14 protein-coding genes are annotated in these 16,429 nt (G+C 63.0%); 3 read left to right on the top strand and 11 right to left on the bottom strand.

All coding sequences use genetic code 11. The features are described from left to right. Positions 1-53: 53 nt before the first annotated feature. A complete protein-coding gene (locus M1E05_RS03395) occupies positions 54-1,490 on the bottom strand; it encodes a cation:dicarboxylate symporter family transporter (RefSeq protein WP_461164426.1) in 1,437 nt (478 codons plus the stop codon). 199 nt (positions 1,491-1,689) lie between these two features. Here M1E05_RS03395 and allB point away from each other — a divergent pair, with 199 nt between their 5' ends. Continuing rightward, positions 1,690-3,033, top strand: a complete 1,344-nt coding sequence (allB, locus tag M1E05_RS03390) for an allantoinase AllB (protein WP_461164425.1) — start codon at positions 1,690-1,692, stop codon at positions 3,031-3,033. A 128-nt stretch (positions 3,034-3,161) separates the two neighbouring features. Continuing rightward, entirely contained in the window at positions 3,162-3,641 is a 480-nt protein-coding gene (gene bcp / locus M1E05_RS03385; RefSeq protein WP_458112177.1) for a thioredoxin-dependent thiol peroxidase, read from the top strand. A gap of 77 nt (positions 3,642-3,718) precedes the next feature. Here the strand turns inward: bcp and M1E05_RS03380 are convergent, their stop codons facing one another. Then, positions 3,719-3,937 carry a hypothetical protein gene (locus M1E05_RS03380; RefSeq protein ID WP_461164424.1) on the bottom strand — a complete coding sequence of 73 codons (219 nt, stop codon included), beginning with the start codon at positions 3,935-3,937 and terminating at the stop codon, positions 3,719-3,721. 495 nt (positions 3,938-4,432) lie between these two features. Here M1E05_RS03380 and M1E05_RS03375 point away from each other — a divergent pair, with 495 nt between their 5' ends. Beyond that, a complete protein-coding gene (locus M1E05_RS03375) occupies positions 4,433-7,186 on the top strand; it encodes a hypothetical protein (RefSeq protein ID WP_461164423.1) in 2,754 nt (917 codons plus the stop codon). 28 nt (positions 7,187-7,214) lie between these two features. Here the strand turns inward: M1E05_RS03375 and M1E05_RS03370 are convergent, their stop codons facing one another. The 9 genes from M1E05_RS03370 to M1E05_RS03330 form a co-directional block, all read right to left on the bottom strand. After that, on the bottom strand, positions 7,215-7,571 hold the full coding sequence (locus M1E05_RS03370) for a sugar-binding domain-containing protein (protein WP_458112179.1): 357 nt from the start codon (positions 7,569-7,571) through the stop codon (positions 7,215-7,217). 239 nt (positions 7,572-7,810) lie between these two features. Beyond that, positions 7,811-8,338: a gluconokinase gene (locus tag M1E05_RS03365; RefSeq protein WP_461164422.1), complete on the bottom strand. Its 528-nt coding sequence runs from the start codon at positions 8,336-8,338 to the stop codon at positions 7,811-7,813. Continuing rightward, a complete protein-coding gene (locus M1E05_RS03360; RefSeq protein ID WP_461164421.1) occupies positions 8,335-9,456 on the bottom strand; it encodes an L-idonate 5-dehydrogenase in 1,122 nt (373 codons plus the stop codon). The genes M1E05_RS03365 and M1E05_RS03360 overlap by 4 nt, the downstream gene beginning before the upstream one ends. After that, entirely contained in the window at positions 9,456-10,226 is a 771-nt protein-coding gene (locus M1E05_RS03355) for an SDR family oxidoreductase (protein WP_461164420.1), read from the bottom strand. The genes M1E05_RS03360 and M1E05_RS03355 overlap by 1 nt, the downstream gene beginning before the upstream one ends. After that, complete coding sequence (locus M1E05_RS03350; RefSeq protein ID WP_461165183.1) at positions 10,223-11,212, bottom strand: NAD(P)-dependent oxidoreductase; 990 nt, start codon at positions 11,210-11,212, stop codon at positions 10,223-10,225. Before M1E05_RS03350 ends, M1E05_RS03355 begins: the two co-directional genes overlap by 4 nt. A 175-nt stretch (positions 11,213-11,387) precedes the next feature. Then, positions 11,388-12,536, bottom strand: coding sequence for a substrate-binding domain-containing protein (locus M1E05_RS03345; protein ID WP_461164419.1), 1,149 nt, complete (start codon positions 12,534-12,536; stop codon positions 11,388-11,390). Positions 12,537-12,592: 56 nt separating this feature from the next. Further along, the gene (locus M1E05_RS03340) at positions 12,593-13,723 is read right to left on the bottom strand and encodes an ABC transporter permease (protein ID WP_461164418.1); all 1,131 of its coding nucleotides are present in this window, start codon (positions 13,721-13,723) and stop codon (positions 12,593-12,595) included. 7 nt (positions 13,724-13,730) lie between these two features. Then, complete coding sequence (locus tag M1E05_RS03335) at positions 13,731-15,236, bottom strand: sugar ABC transporter ATP-binding protein (RefSeq protein WP_461164417.1); 1,506 nt, start codon at positions 15,234-15,236, stop codon at positions 13,731-13,733. Between the two features lie 236 nt (positions 15,237-15,472). Next, on the bottom strand, positions 15,473-16,261 hold the full coding sequence (locus tag M1E05_RS03330) for an IclR family transcriptional regulator (RefSeq protein WP_458112186.1): 789 nt from the start codon (positions 16,259-16,261) through the stop codon (positions 15,473-15,475). Positions 16,262-16,429 lie beyond the last annotated feature (168 nt).

Raw genomic sequence — 16,429 nt, 5'->3', positions numbered from 1 at the left:
TCAGGCAGCCGGAATATTGGCGCCAGAGTAGCAGAGAAGCTAAGTCAGGATCCCTATTTCAATAGGGCCACCTCCGGCACAGCACCGTCCGCCGATCCATTTACTCCGGCGGCAGAAGAGGATTTCTTGCCTGCTTGAACCGCGTCCTCAGCCGCCTCTTCAACCTCACGATCTTCCGCAGAGGGATTGGTTTGGAACGCCGCCAGCATGGCTTCGCGGTCGAACTGCCCCTCCCACTTAGCCACCACAAACGTCGCAACGCAGTTCCCCAAAAGGTTGACCACCACGCGCATCGAATCCATCAGGCGGTCAGCCCCAAGCAGGAGTGCGACACCTGCCACCGGGAAGATGCCAAGCGCGCCGGCCGTTGCCGAGAGCGCCAGGAACGCCGATCCGGGGACGCCGGCCATGCCCTTGGACGTGAGCATAAGGATTCCCAGGGCCGCAAGCTGCTGGCCGAGATCCAGGTTGTGGCCGAATGCCTGGGCCAGGAACAGCAGGGAAATTGAAAGGTAGAGCGCGGCGCCGTCGAGGTTGAACGAGTAACCGGTGGGAACCACCAGTCCTGTGGTGGCGCGTGAACAGCCGGCGTTGGTCAGCTTGGTCATGATGCGCGGCAGCACTGATTCAGTGGACGCAGTGCCGAGGGCCAGCAGGAACTCCTCGCGGGAGTACTTAATGAATTGCCACAGCGGCACCCGCGGGTAGACCCACGCGACGACGAAAAGTAGTCCGATGAAGATGATGGCGGCCCCGTAGCAGGCAGCGATGAGCAGCGCGTAGGTGCTCAGGGAGCCCAGGCCGTACTGCCCGATGATGAATGCCATGGCTCCGAACGCCCCGATCGGCGCAACCCGCATGACCCAGCCCATGATTTTGAAGAAAAGCTCCAGCACTGTTTCCAGGAGGCTGACCACGGGCATGCACCGCTCCCTGCCAACCACCACGATCGCTGCGCCGAAGAACACAGAGAAGCACAGCACCTGGAGGAGGCTGTTGGAGGCGAAGGCGCCCACAACGCTGGTGGGAATGATGCCCAGGATGAACTGCCCGGCGTCGCTGGGCGGGGCAGCGGATGTTTTGGCGTTCAGTGCGTCCTGGGACAACGTGGCCGGATCAATGTTCAGCCCGGCCCCAGGCTGGACTATGTTGGCCACGATCAGGCCGAACACCAGCGCGAACAGCGTGGCACCGGTGAAATACACCAGGGCCTTCACACCAACCCGGCCCACTGCCTTGACGTCGCCCACCGCCGAGATGCCTGTGACGATCACGAGGAAAATCAGCGGGGCAATGATCATCTTGATGAGCTGGATAAACCCGTCACCCAACGGGCGCAGAGTGGAACCGAGGTTTGGCCAGAAGTGCCCGATCACGATGCCCAGGAGTACTGCGATGAGGAGCTGGAGGAACAGGGACTTATAGAGCGGTTTCTTCGCCGGAACCGTGGTGTCCCTAGTCAGGGTCTCCGCAGTGAGTGGGATTTTCATCGAGGCCGCCAATCGTTGTGGGGGCGGCATTCGGGAACGCCGCTGTGGTCATAAGTCACGCTAGGCTCCGGGTGTTTCCACGACGCTACGGCGGCGGGACGGAACTGTTTAACTGCTGTTTAACTGCAGTGGCCCGCTTTGACCTGGCCCCAAAGCAGGGTAGACACGTGGGTAGAAGGCCAGCCTGAAGGAGACCTGCGTGACTGATGAGACCTTTGACCTGGTGATCCGTGGCCAACTCGTACTGACCCCCGACGGAACAGCGCCGCGGGAAGTAGGCGTCCGCGCTGGAAAGATCATGGCTGTCGAGCCGCTGGGGTATGGCTTGGCCGGCGCTGAAATGGTGGAGCTGTCCGAAGATGAAACCCTTATCCCAGGCCTTGTGGACACCCACGTCCATGTCAATGAGCCGGGCCGTACGGAGTGGGAGGGTTTCGCCTCTGCCACCCGCGCCGCAGCGGCAGGCGGCGTGACCACCATCATCGACATGCCGCTCAACAGCATTCCTCCCACCACCACGGTTGAGGCTCTGAAACTCAAACGCGAAGCCGCCGCAGACCAGGCCTTTGTGGACGTGGGGTTCTGGGGAGGAGCCATCCCCGGCAACAAGGCTGACCTGCGGCCGCTGCATGCCGAGGGTGTCTTCGGCTTCAAGTGTTTCCTGCTGTACTCCGGGGTGGACGAATTCCCTCAGCTGGGTGCGGACGAGATGGAAGAGGACATGGCCGAGCTCAAGTCCTTCGATTCGGTCATGATCGTCCACGCTGAAGACCCCCACACCATCGACGAGGCACCCGGCGCCGAGGGCACCAGCTACTCCGGCTTCCTGGCCTCCCGCCCCCGCGCTGCCGAGAACCGGGCCATCACCGAGGTGATCGAACGGGCCCGCCGGACCGGCGCCCGCGCGCACATACTTCACCTGTCGTCGTCGGACGCGCTGCCCCTGATTGCCGCCGCAAAGCGCGACGGCGTCCGCCTCACCGCCGAGACATGCCCCCACTACCTCACGCTCACTGCCGAGGAAATTCCCGACGGCGCCACCGCCTTCAAGTGCTGCCCGCCCATCCGGGAGGCCTCCAACCGTGAACGCCTCTGGGACGGCCTGCTGGACGGAACCATCGACTTCATCGCCTCGGACCACTCCCCCAGCACCCTTGACCTGAAGGACCTGGAACACGGAGACTTCGCGGTGGCCTGGGGCGGGGTGTCCTCGCTTCAGCTGGGCCTGTCCCTCATCTGGACCGAAGCGCGGCGGCGAGCCATCCCGTTGGAACAGGTGATTTCCTGGATGGCTGCAAAGCCTGCGGAACTTGTCATGCTGCGGGATAAGGGGCAGATCGCAGCGGGTCGCGACGCCGATTTCGCCGTCTTCGCCCCGGACGAACGGTTCGTCGTGGACGCCTCCAGACTGAAGCACAAGAACCCCATCACCCCCTACGACGGGCGGGAGCTTTCCGGTGTAATCCGCCGGACCTACCTGCGCGGCAACCTTGTGGACTTCAGGAGTCCTCGGGGCCGGTTGATCCGCCGGGGCGGCGTCTGACAAGAGCGGTTTTGGAATGGCTGTAACGGGCCTGAGGAATACTGCATGTGACGGCGGAGTTGATCTCAGAGACGACCACCGGTTTCACTTATTATGATTGATTCCAAGTAATCTCCTTAAGGACCACTATGAGCCCGAACCTGATCAACAAGCTGCAGCCCGGATCGCAGGCCCCTGATTTCAGCCTGCTCGACGCTGACGGCAACAAGATCTCGCTGTCGGATTACCACGGCAAAAACGTGATCGTTTACTTCTACCCCGAAGCTGCGACCCCTGGCTGCACTACCGAGGCCTGCGATTTCCGCGACAATCTTGCGTCCTTCAAGGGCTCCGGTTACGAGGTGCTGGGGGTGTCTCCGGACGCCCCCGAAAAGCTCTCCCGCTTCACGGGCGATTTCTCCCTGACGTTCCCCCTGCTGGCTGACGAGGACCACTCCGTGGCCTTGGCCTACGGCGCGTGGGGAGAGAAGCTGATCGACGGCGAGGTCCGCGAGGGCATCGTCCGCTCCACAGTTGTGCTGGACCCCGAGGGCAAAGTGAAGCTGGCCGAGTACCAGGTCAAGGCCCAGGGCCACGTTGAGAAGCTGAGGGCCGAGCTGGGCATCTGACCCGGACCCTCCATCACATCCTGCAGGAAAAACCCGGACCCTCCATCACATCCTGCAGGAAAAACCCGGACCCTCCATCACATCCTGCAGGAAAAACCCGGACCCTCCATCACATCTCGCAAGGCCGGCACCGCATACATTGTGTGGTGCCGGCTGCTTTTAATGGGTCTCCTTAGCCAGCGGGCGGCAGCGAAGTGCTCGGCGCTGCCTGCGGCGAAAAGGCCGCCGACCACTGCTATGGCGGTGACGCCACCGGCAAGGACCTTAGTGCGTGTGTTGACTGAAGAACGGGACATAACTTCTCCTCATAGATCGTCTGTTTATTGGCTGGTTTGGGTCCCGGGTGTATCCACTTTTGCAGGACGACAGTTAGGAACTTTCCAAGGGAGATCGAAGAATCCGTTAAGGTCGATGAAAAAAGCGGGCTTCCAGCGATGATTCGGTGCGCCCGGCGAGGGGAACTCCATTCGAGTCCCCTTGCTCACTGGCCCAACATTGAACTCACTCACGTTCCGCTGATTTTGCAGTGGACAAACCAGCGACCATGTTCTTTGATCCGGACACGCTCCCGCTGCACCTCACGTTCGCCGGGACTCGCACGTCCTTGCCGCCATGCCACCACTTAATCCTCCTAAAAACTACCTGCCCCAGCTCCCACGAGGACGGAATTACTACGTGTTCTCCTCGGTTGGTCGCGGAGTGAATACTTCTCATACTCAATGCTGGCTCCGGCTACGCCAGGCGGACCTGGAGAAGGATGTCCAGCAATAGGGGCTACGAGAGCAGGAAACGTGCAGCGACAGCGGACCACGGCGCAGGCAGACTTTCCCTACGAGCGCACAGGCACGGCTCCGCCCTGGATGGTTGTTTGGGGATCAGTCGTTGCCGCGGCCTTATGTGCCGGATTCTTGGCGCTGATTCCGCTATCACAGGCTGCCGCTGTTCAGCCCGGGACCCAGAATGTGGTGGTCAGCGCGAACGCCAAGCGCGGAACCCCGCACGTACTGGATGGCTACGTGGCCGGCTTCGCGCAGGTAGGCGATCTGACGGTGGCCACCGGAAACTTCACCAGGGTCCGAAACGATTCCAGTACCACCGAAATAGCGCGCACAAACATTTTCGCGTTCAACAGCGCCAACAGCATCACCGATCTGAATGTGGCGCTCACTGGCGAGATTATGGATGTACTGGCTGTGGGTGACGGCGTGCATGTCTGGATCGCAGGTTCCTTCAATTCAGTCAACGGTGTGACGGCCCGCGGCCTCGCCAAGATCAATGTCTTCACAGGCCAGCAGGACACGTCATTTGCGCCTCCTGCCTTTGACGGCCGCGTGAACCAGATGCGCCTGCGGAACGGGCTGCTGTACCTCGCCGGCCGCTTCATGAATGCAGGGCCAACTGCCCGGTCACTTTTCGCTGCAGTGAACCCGAGCACCGGTGCCCTGGCGCCGAACGTCAGCCTGGACATTAGTGTTCCTAGGCAAGGTGCGCTGCAGATGTCCCGCATGGACATCACCCCTGACGGGAGACGCATGGTGGGCATCGGCAACTTCACCATGGCCAATGGCCAGTCCCGCAAACAGATCCTGATGGCAGACCTCACTACCTCTCCCACATCACTCGCCAACTGGTCCACCGAGGGATATGCCCCCGCATGCAGCCTGGCATTTGACAGCTATATGAGGGATGTCGATATCTCACCTGACGGGAAGTATTTCGTCATCGTCACCACCGGCGGGTACTACGCCAACACCCTCTGTGACACCGCGGCCAGGTTTGAGATAGGGGCCGGCGGTTCGGACGTAAAACCCACGTGGGTTGACTACACCGGCGGCGATACCCTGACGCGCGTTGCCGTCACCCAAACCACCGTTTACCTCGGCGGGCATCAGCGCTGGCTCAACAATCCTTTCGCCGGGGGTAGCGCGGGCCCCGGGGCAGTGGAGCGGATGGGGCTTGCCGCCGTCGACGTCCGGAACGGCCTGCCCCTCGCGTGGAACCCCGGCCGCACCCGCGGCTATGGCGTCTACAGCTTTGTGGCCACCGACACCGGCCTTTGGATCGGCAGTGACACCGACCGCATCTCGAATTTCCAGTATCACGGCCGCTTGGCATTTATGCCGGTCCAAGGCGGTACGCCGCTGCTCCCTGATTACCCGGGCGAACTCCCCGGAACGGTCTTCCTGGCCGGCGCGGCAACCGACGACAACGGCACCGCATTGCCCCCGACCTCCCTCATCCAGAGGAGCTTCAGCGGCACAGCCGTGACGGCTTCCTCAGTGATGGCGACCAGCCAGCCCCTCGGCTCAATGCGCGGCACGTTCATGATTGACAACAAGCTGTACAGCGGCCGGACTGACGGAACGTTCCGCGTCCAGACATTCGACGGAACCACCTTCGGCACGGCGTCCGTCATCGATCAACGCGGCCTGACGGATTTCCCGGCCAACGTCACCAAGATCACCGGAATGTTCTACGACACCGCGACCTCACGGATGTACTACACCCTCAGCGGCGATTCCCGACTCTACTACCGGCACTTCAGCACGGAGATCAACGTCATCGGCGCAGAGCAATTCGTGGCGCCGAGCAATGCAAGCAGTCCTGCCTGGTCGGCCACCAGGTCGCTGATGCTGGACGGCGCGAATCTCTATGTTGCAGATTCCACGGGCGTGCTCAAGCGCTGGGCATGGAACGCCAAAACAGCAGTCGCCGGCGGTACACCTGCCACAATCTCCGGCCCGACAGTAGATGGGAAGAGCTGGGCTGCCACCCAGGCGTTCCTTTACTCGGGGGGCGAACTTGACCAGCCGCCGGTGGCACCCCCCACCCCCACCCCCACCCCCACCCCCACGCCAGAGCTCTGGCCGCTGTTCAAGTCTGCCTATGACCCCACCATCTATGAACTCGTGAACGTGACCCCTGTCCCGCTGAGCTACGAAAAGTGGACGAGCGCCTACAAGCAGCAGCCGCCCACGCTGGTCCCGACGGACTTCGTAAAGTACCCGTGGTCCCCTTCCATCTACATGGTGATGTTCTTCCCGGGCGGGGAAAACGCATGGCTCTGGAAGCGACTGTCATACCAGCAATGGCTGAGCGCCGGCCAGCCCTCCCCGCGCATCGCAGGGTGGATCAAGGGAAGCTACTACTACCAGTGGCGCACCTCGTCTGAAATCTTCGTCAAGGGCGAAGACGGGGTGACCCACAAACTCACCTATCCCGAATGGCAAGCTTCCGGGCTGCGTCCCTTCGAACACCGGTCCGCTGAAGGGTTCCTGAAGCTGACCTGGGCACCGGAAATCGCCCGGATGTCCAACGTCACCAACGGAGCCGGCCGCCCTCTTGGGTATGCTGAGTGGCAAGCCGAAGCCTTCCCGACACCCGCAGCTGTGCAGAGGATCCAGGGAGACCAGTTCTACAAGGACTACGGGTCCCCCACCGTCTACTACGCGGGCCCTGGCATGAACCGTGCCGTGAGCTTCGCCGAATGGCAGGCCGCCGGATCACCCACTCCAACGGTCCGCAACGCACCCGCTGGCGGTTGAGGAATCGGGCCGCCTGAGTCTCTGCCTGCTAGGCCTGGGGCCAGGTCACCAAGTCAGCAGCGGTGGCATGATCTGTGACCAGTTCGGAGATCATGCCACCGCTGCTGGCAGCGGCAATGGGAGCTATCTTGTGCCGGCCGACGGCGACGGCGATCCGTTGGGGGATCTGACGCAGTTCAGCAAACCCGATTCCGAGCATCGCAGGGGTATCCTCGACATCACATTGCGGACCCAGGTGCAAGGAATCCTGGACCAGCTCCGAATGCAGTGCCGCGTCCCTGGCGGTGCCGGACTTGTAGACAAAAGCTGCCGGAAGCGGCCGGATAACAGCACCCAGACGACCAGCGATCAGCTGCGCCGTGTTCGGTCCGCTGCCCTCCCCCACTCGGGCTGCGTCCCCGGATCTCGCTCCGGCCGTGCCGCAACGTAGCCAAGCCTGCTCGAAGTCCCGTACAGCGCGCGGGGTTTGTTTGTGGCCACCACGCACCGGCGCAGCCCGGTCCGCCGTCGTAATTCCGTTTCCAGTTCCCTGACCCGGTCCACTGGAGGGCCAACCGGAACTGGACAACGCCCCGTGCGCGCGCCTCCGCCAGACGGCCCACCGCCAAGCTCAGCCCGCCGGTGTCAGCGCGGCGGAGCGGCCGAGGATAAATCCAGGGTGTTCCGGATCAGCTCCACGGCCTCCTCCACCGTCAGTTCGGCCGGAACCCTGAGGTGGGCTTCGTCGGCCTGGGGCGGTTCCAGCGTGGCGAGCTGGGAAGCCAGAAGCGTTGCGGGCATAAACTCGTGCTCCCGCGTTTCAAGCCTGCGGGCGATGATTTCCGCTGCGCCGTCGATGTAGATCAGGAGCAGATCCGGCACCTGGCTCCGCAGCAGGTCGCGGTAGGAGCGTTTGAGCGCCGAGCAGGCGACAACACTCGGATTCCCCTCGCTGACTCCCGCAGCAATGGTCGCCGCCACCACGTTCAGCCAGGGAATCCTGTCCTCATCGGTGAGCGGGGTGCCTGCGGCCATCAGTGCCTTGTTGGATGCGGGATGGAGGTCGTCCGCATCGATAAAGGGGATCCCCAGGCTTTGTCCAAGGGCTTGTCCCAGTACGCTTTTGCCGCTGCCGGAAACGCCCATAACCACCATAGGACGGTTGGCAGTCACGAGGCCGCCTCGCCGGCTGAGGATTCCGGCGCGAAACTCAGCAGCACCTTGCCCGACTCGGCGGAATTCTTCGCCGTTTCGAACGCTGCAAGGCCTTGCTCCAGCGGGAAGACGTGGGTGATGACGGGGTCCACGAACAGGGACCCGTCGGCCAGCGCGGCAATGACGTCGTCGATCTCGTCATTGAACCTGAACGATCCCAGCAGTTCAAGCTCCCGTGTGATGGCCAGGGAAATCAGCACCGGCTGGGGCCCGGACGGCAGCAGGCCAACCATCACCACTTTCCCGCCACGGACCGCGCCCTTGATGGCCGAGGCCAGGCCGTGGTGGCTGCCGGAGGATTCAATAACGACGTCGGCCTCCACGGCCGCGATCGCCTCGGCATCTCCTGCCTCAAGCACTGCATCAGCCCCGACTGCCTGTGCGATCTCGAGGGGTTTGCGGTGCATGTCCACCGCCACGATCCGGGCTGCTCCAGCACGCTTGAGCACGGCCACTACCAGCGCTCCGATGGGGCCGCTGCCGGTTACCAGGGCAGTCTTGCCTCGGACATCGCCGGCCCGGGACACGGCATGCCACGCCACGCTGGCTGGTTCCACCAGGGACGCCGTTTTGAGATCCAGTCCGGAGGGAAGGACCCGCAGCATCCGGGATGGCAGGTTCGCGTAGCGGCTGAATGCACCGTCCGTGTGCGGGAACCGCGCGGCGCTGCCAAGGTAGGTGCAGCCCGGTGAGAGGTTGGGCCGGTCCTCCGGGTACCTGACGACGCCGGGACCTGTGCCCGGTCCCGGCGTCGCCGGATGCACAGCAACAGCGGAGCCCTCTGCTGGACCTGTTCCGTCTGCCGCCGCGCGGACCACCACACCCACGATTTCATGCCCCAGCACCATCGGCGCTTTGAGCACCGACTCTCCGGCTGCACCATGCAGCCAGTAATGCAGGTCCGAGCCGCAGATGCCGCCATAAGCTATTTCGACGACAGCCTGATCGGGTTGTGGTGACGCGAGGGGGATATTTTCGATCCGGAGATCACCGGCGGCGTGTGCGACGACGGCGGGACCCGTTTCGGGAAGTCCGGCCAAGGGAAGGGTCGGGGTAAGTCCGGTGGAAGTATTCATCAGACCACCACCGTCATTCCGCCATCGATGAAAATGGTCTGGCCGTTGACGAAGTTGGACCCATCCGATGCCAGCCACACCGCCGGGCCGGCGAGGTCCTGCACGGTGCCCCAGCGGCGGGCCGGAGTCCTGCCCAGGATCCAGGCGTTGAACTGTTCATCGTCCACCAGGTTCTGGGTCATCTCGGTGTGGATGTAGCCCGGAGCGATGCCGTTGATCTGAAGCCCTGACGCCGCCCACTCCGCCGTCATGGCGCGGGTGAGGTTCCGCAGCCCGCCCTTGGCCGCGATGTACGGCGCGATGGTGGGGCGCGCCAGATCGGTCTGAACTGAACAGATGTTGATGATCTTGCCGTGGCCCCGCGGGATCATAAAGCGCGCAGCTTCACGGCCCACGAGGAAGGCGCTGGTGAGGTCCGTGGTGAGAACCCGCTCCCAGTCCTTGACGTTGAGGTCGAGCATGGCCACGCGGTGCTGGATCCCGGCGTTGTTGACCAGGATTTCGAGCGGGCCCACGTTCTCTTCCACCCAGGCCACCCCGCGTGCCGCTTCGCTATCCTTCGTCACGTCGAAAGCGCAGCTGTGGATCCGGCCCGGGGCAAAATCGGCAGCCATGGCGGCTTCGGCTGCCTTGAGCCGCTCCTCGTTGATACCGTTCAGCACAACGGTGGCGCCGGCGTCGGCCAGTGCACGGGCAAGTGCGTTGCCGATCCCCCGGCTCGATCCCGTCACCAGGGCAGTGCGCCCGGTCAAGTCAAAAAGTGAACTCATGGTGTTGTCTCCTGAACAGTATCGATAACGCCGGCAGTGCTGGCAGTGGTAGTTCCGGCTGTGCTGGTTCCGGCACTGTTGGTTCCGGCTGTGCTGGTTCCGGCACTGTTGGTTCCGGCTGTGCTGGTGCCAGAGGCAGCGCTGAGGTTTGCAATAGTCTGCCGTACTACGGCCAGATCGAGGTCGCCCAGGCCTTGCGCCTTGAGCTTTGCGTAGAGTTCGACGCCGGCGGACGCCATCGGTACGGCGGCGTTCACGGCGGCGGCACTCTCCAGAACAAACGACAGGTCCTTGTGCATGAACTTGGCCGGTCCCGTGGGTGCGTAGTCCTGGGCTGCAAGCCGGGGGCCGACGAAATCCAGGACGCGGCTCGCGGCCAGCCCTCCCGACAGCACCTCGAAGAGCGCTCCGACGTCCATGCCCGAGCGTTCCGCGAGTTCGGCAGCCTCGGCGAGCGCCGCCGACGTGGTTCCCACGATCAACTGGTTGCATGCCTTTGCGAGGGAACCGGCCCCGAGTTCGCCGAGCCGCCTCACAGTGGTTCCCATTGCCTCGAAAACGGGCAGTAGCCGAGCAAAGTTTTCCTCGGAACCGCCTGCCATAATGGCCAGGTTCCCGCGTTGCGCCCCTTCTGTTCCGCCGCTCACCGGTGCATCGAGCACGGTGGCGTTCCCGGCGCTCGCTTCGGCCACAGCAAGGCCGAAGGCCTGCACGCCCACGGGCGACACGCTACTCATGACCACCACCAGCGTTCCGGGTTCAGGCGGCGCCAACCTCCATTCATCCAGGAGTCCGGACGCCGCCTCCTCGATGAAGGACAGGTCCGGAAGCATGAAGATGATCACCGGCTGGTCCCGGAGGTCCGCGACACTGGCGGCACTGGCTCCACCCAGCTGCAAGAAGTCATCGACGGCGGCTGTGGAACGGTTCCAGGCGGTGACGGTCCAGCCGGCCTTGAGGAGGTTCGCGGCCATGGGGGCACCCATCAAGCCCAGCCCGACGAAGCCGGCACAGCGTGCCGTATAGGTCACCGGAGTGACCTTGCTCTTCGCCGAGCCAGAGGCCTGCGGGTTGTTATCGTAGTTCAATTTCCAACCTTGGTTCCCGGGCCGAGGCCCGTATTTGCTGTGTAACGCTTACGTTCCGGGGGCTTGCCCGGGACTACTTGCCCCAGATCTTGAGGTAGGCATCCTGGTAACCTACCGGATCCCACGCATCGGTTGCCGTGGTGTTCTCCTTGGTGGAGACGTGGATCTGCGGGACGTAGCCGCTGGCAGGCTGGTTGTTGAATGCCCTGTTCAGCTCATCCACAATCTGCCATCCCTCTGACTTCAGCGGGGACGGCACAGTGGCTGTCTGGTACTCGCCCGCCTTGATGCGCTGCAGTGCGGAGGAGTCGCCGTCGCCCGCCCCAACGTTGAAGGGAGCGCCGTCTGCCTTCACGCCGCCGGCACGCAGGGCGGCTGCCGCGTTCTCGTAGTAGACGTCATTGATGGCGACGGAGTAGGTCCAGGCTTCGTTGTGCTTGCTCAGAAGGGAGGACACTTCCTGCGGCATCCGTGCGCTTACATCGGAGAGCGGAACATTGTCGTATTCCAGGACCTTGATCCCGGAGCACGTTTCCAGTTCCTTCTTGATCATCTGCGATTTCCCCTCAGCAAAGGGGATGGAGGAGTCAGTGAAAATCACGACGCCGGCATTGCCGTTCGATTTGGCGATAACAAAGTCGGCACTGATCTTTGCAACGTCCTCAACCTTGGTGGTGATGTTGGTAAAGAGCAGCGGTTCAGTGCTGGGACCCGGAGTGGAAAGAGCCTGCCAGGCGGCCAGCGGGATCTTGGCGGCGTTGGCCTCGGCAACCTGGGCGGCAGTGGTCTTGGGATCGAAACCGCCGATGACGATGCCGTCGGGCTTTGTGGTGAGGGCCTGGCTGAATGCGCTCTGGATCCCGGCGGGGGTTCCGAGTCCGTCGATGACCTTGACGTTCCAGCCGATGGCGGCCGCGGCTTCCTGCAGGCCCTTGGCAACTCCGGCGACGCCGGGGTTGGTCATGGACTGGGCAACGTAGACCAGTGTCTTCCCCTCGACGGCCTTGGGGCCGGTGGTGGGACCGTCCCAAGCGGCATCTGACTTGCTGGCGGTGTCTACGGCTTTCTTAGCGGATGCGACGACGTCGGTGCAGCCGCTTTCCGCCGAAGCTGCGGTTGCACCGGCTGCAGCGGATTCAGAGGAGCCGCTGGTGCAAGCGGTGAGCCCCAGGGCCATAATGGCACCGGCCGCAAGCAGCAGTCGGGGAGCAGAGTTGGACATGGTGAAGCCTTTCAGTCAGTGGGAAGTGCCTGAGATGGTTCTTGTTGAGAGGTGTGTCAGAGAGAGGTAGTCGCGGGGGCGGGTGCTGCGGAAGGAGCTGGTTTGGGCTCCGGTGCGGCGGCAGCGAGCGGGCCGGCGGGAGCCGGGGATCCGTCGTCGCCCGCTCCGGGAAGGGTGGGCGGCGGGGCGGCCACGGCACCGGCACGGAGTTTGCGGCGGGCGGAGTAACCGGCAAGGCCGACGGCGATCAGCAGGGTGACGCCGTTGAAGAGCGGAGTGACCCAGAACTGTGCGCCCAACTGGGAAATGCCGGCCAGGCCGATGGCCAGGGTGATGACCGCAACCAGGGTCCCGATCACGTTGGCCCGCCCGGGTTTGATGGCGGTGGCGCCCAGCAGCGCTCCCACAAAGGCCGGCAGCAGATAGTCCATGCCGACACTGGGGTTACCGATCTGCTGCTGTGAAGCAAGGAGCACACCGGCCACTCCAGTAACCACGGCGGAGAAGGCGAATGCGTAGATGGAGTACCGCTTGGTGGGGATGCCGATCAGCGCAGCGGCTCGGGGATTGGATCCAAGCACGTAGAAGTAGCGTCCCAGCGGCAGGCGTTCAAACAGGATCCACAGGATCACGGCGACCACCAGCAGGTACACAGCGACGATGGGGACCCCGGCGATCTTGGAATCGTAGAGGTCCTTGAAGGAAACCGGCAGTCCGCCATCGCCTGGCACAACACGTGCACCGTTAGTGATGGCTCCGGTGATGGCATACAGCACCGTTCCCGTTCCGAGGGTCGCCACGAAGGAGTCGATCTGGCCGAATTCGACCAGCAGCCCGTTGACGACACCCACCAACGCCATCACGCCGATGGCTACGAGTGCTGCCAGACCCCACGGCATGTTGCCGTCGACAATGAGCTTGAGGACGATCACGTGGGAGAGGCCCAGGCCGTAGCCGATGGACAGATCGAACTTACCGGTGGCGATGGGGATCATGGCGCCGAGTGCCAGCAGGGCCGGGATGGCCTGGTTGCTGAGGATGGCGTTGAAGTTCCGGCCCGACAGGAACGTTTGCGGCAGGATCAGGGCAAACACCGCGAACAGGACCACCAGGATGACTACAAGTCCGTAGGGCCCCAGAAGGTGGGCGGCACCGCCGCGCTGGCTGTTGGTCTTTAGCTGGTTCATGTGAGGATTACTCCGAAGTCAGAGCAGCACCGGAGGCCGCCGCGGTGAGGTTTGCAATGGACAGGTCGGCGCCAGACAACTCGGCTGTGACTGTTCCCTGGACAAAAACGAGTGCCCGATGGCAGACGTTGGCGACTTCTTCGAAGTCTGTGGAGATCATCAGGACGGCGAGCCCGCCCGCCAGCGATTCCTCCAGCAGGGTGTAGATGTCAGCCTTGGCGCCGACGTCCACCCCAGCGGTGGGTTCCTCGAGGATGATGAGCTTTCGCCGGGTGCTTAGCCAGCGGCCGATCATGATTTTCTGCTGGTTGCCGCCCGAAAGCGTGGCGATGGCCACCTCGGTGAGTGCCGGCCTGACTCCGTACCGTTCCACGAGTTCTCCGGCCAGCTTCCGTTCAGTCTTTGGGCTGGTCCAGGTAAAAGGGTTCTTGGAGCGGATGGCGGGGTTGGGCAGGAAGTTTTCGCGGAGCGTCAGCTCCGGGGCGCAGCCCTCTTCCATCCTGTTGCTGGTGACGAAGCCGACGCCGGAGTCAACAGCTTCCGACGGCGTCCGCGGCTGATAGTCCTTGGAATCGAGCTTCACGCTGCCCGAGGTGATCCTGCACGCCCCGGCCAATGCCCTCCCGAGTTCCATGTGCCCTGCACCGGTCAGTCCCACCATTCCGACGACTTCGCCGGCGTGAACTGTAAAGGAGAGAGCTTGTGTCTGCGAGGTGGTCAGCTCATGTACTTCCAGCCGTTCAACGTCCTGCTGAACACCGCTTCCCGAGGTGTAGCTGACTGGCTTGCGGCCCACAATATCCACGACGAGCTCGCGCGGAGACTTCTGAGCAATGAGTCCGCTGTGGATCAGGCGGCCGTCACGCAGGACTGTGACGGTATCTGAAATGGCGAACACTTCATCGAGCCGGTGGCTGACGTACAGCAGCCCGTGGCCCTGGCTCCGCAGCTTTTCCAGCACATCGAAGAGCCGACGCGAATCTGCCGCGGGAAGACTTGCGGTGGGTTCATCCAGGACGATCACCGAGGCGTTGGAGGCCAGAGCCCGGGCGATCGCCACCAGCGACTTGTCCGCCCGGCTCAATTCCGAGACGTAGCGGTTAGGTTCCAGATGGGACGCCACTGTCTGAAGGGCCTCAGCGGCGTCGTCACGTACCTGGCGCCAGGAGATGAAACCGCCGGAACGGCCAAACCCGGTGCTCAATGCGATGTTCTCTGCAATGGTCATGGAGTCCACCAAGCCGAGGTCCTGATGGATGAAGGCCATGGTGGCGGTGGCCTCGGGGGTTCCGAGGGCGTGCCCTGCCACCGTTACGCGGCCGCTGGTGGGTGTGTAGAGCCCGGAAAGAATCTTGATGATGGTGGACTTGCCGGCCCCGTTCTGGCCGAGCAGTGCATGAATGCTGCCTGCTTCCAGGGTGAGGTTGACGTCCTTTAGAGCTGCGTTCACTCCGAACCGCTTGGACAATTCTTCAATGTGAATCAGCGGCATCGCGGGAGGGTTGAGTCCCATGTTCGCTCCTTGCAGCCCCAGTGCTGCGTAAATTTCTGGGTGGTCATCAATGACCTGCTGACCAATATCCTGTACTAAAGTCAACATATTGGTCAAGGGTGGATTGAGAGTTGGTCGCTACATGTCTTCCGCATGGGGGCTTGGGCGAAGGGAAGGCCGGGAAATCAGGGCACGCGTGCGCTAACCGCAGCAGTGAACTGTCGCAGTTGGGTATGTGCCGGAGGGATCTTGGCGGGCTAGAGGGAGTGTGAACTGAGCGGGTTGGCCAGGGCCCGGGCAATCTGCTGCAGCTCGCCCACAATGTCCTCGTGTTTCAGCTCGTCGGCGCGCGCCTTGAGGAGCGTCGCGCTGATGGCGAATTGGGCAGGTTCCCCTGGGATATCCACCACGGGGACCGAGAAGCAGACCACGCCGACAGTGGTTTCTTCGTCGTCCATGAAGTAGCCGCGGCGCCGCGATGCCTGCAGTTCGGCCAGCAGTTCCGGGACACTTGTCAACGACTTGGGGGTGAAGGCGACAAAGGACTTGCCACGGTAGCGGTCCTCCACCACGGCGTCAGGAAGCGTGGAAAGTACGGCTTTTCCGGTCGCCGTGACGTGGGCCGGATAGCGGTCGCCGATGTTTGCCGTCAGCCTGATGGGGTTGGTTCCTTCGTAGCGGGCCAGGTACAGGACGTCGGTTCCGTCCAGCAATGCGAGGCGCGCCGCCTCCCGTGAGATGAGCTTGGAGCGGCGGCAGAGCGCATAAAACTCCGAGAGTTGGTCCGCTGAGCGGAGGTAGTCCCCTGCCAGGGACAGGATTCGCCGGCCCAGTGTGAACCTGCCATCCGTGCGCCGCAGCATGCCTTCACCCTCTAAAGCCGCAACGATGTTGGCGGTGGAGGACTTGGCCAGATCCATCGACTTGGCAATCTCCGGCACGCTGACGCCCGCCTGTCCTGCCTCGGCGATGAGGTCAAGGATGGCCATGGCCCGGGTAATGGCCGGCACGGAGCTTTGTGTGCCTGCAGTAGTTTCTGTCGCCATGTTTCGCTTCCCCTAATCCAAGATATTGACTTTCGGCCAGTATATTGGCTTATCATTGCCGAGTCACCCCCTCCCATCTCCTTCGCAGGACCGGTGGCATCTCATGGCCGTCTGGCCTTCCTGTTGGAGGCAACAGACCGGATTCCAGGACGGTCCCTAAATTTCAAG

The sequence above is a fragment of the Arthrobacter sp. R4-81 genome, assembly GCF_054792365.1.
This window is presented reverse-complemented; position numbering and strand designations above follow the sequence as displayed.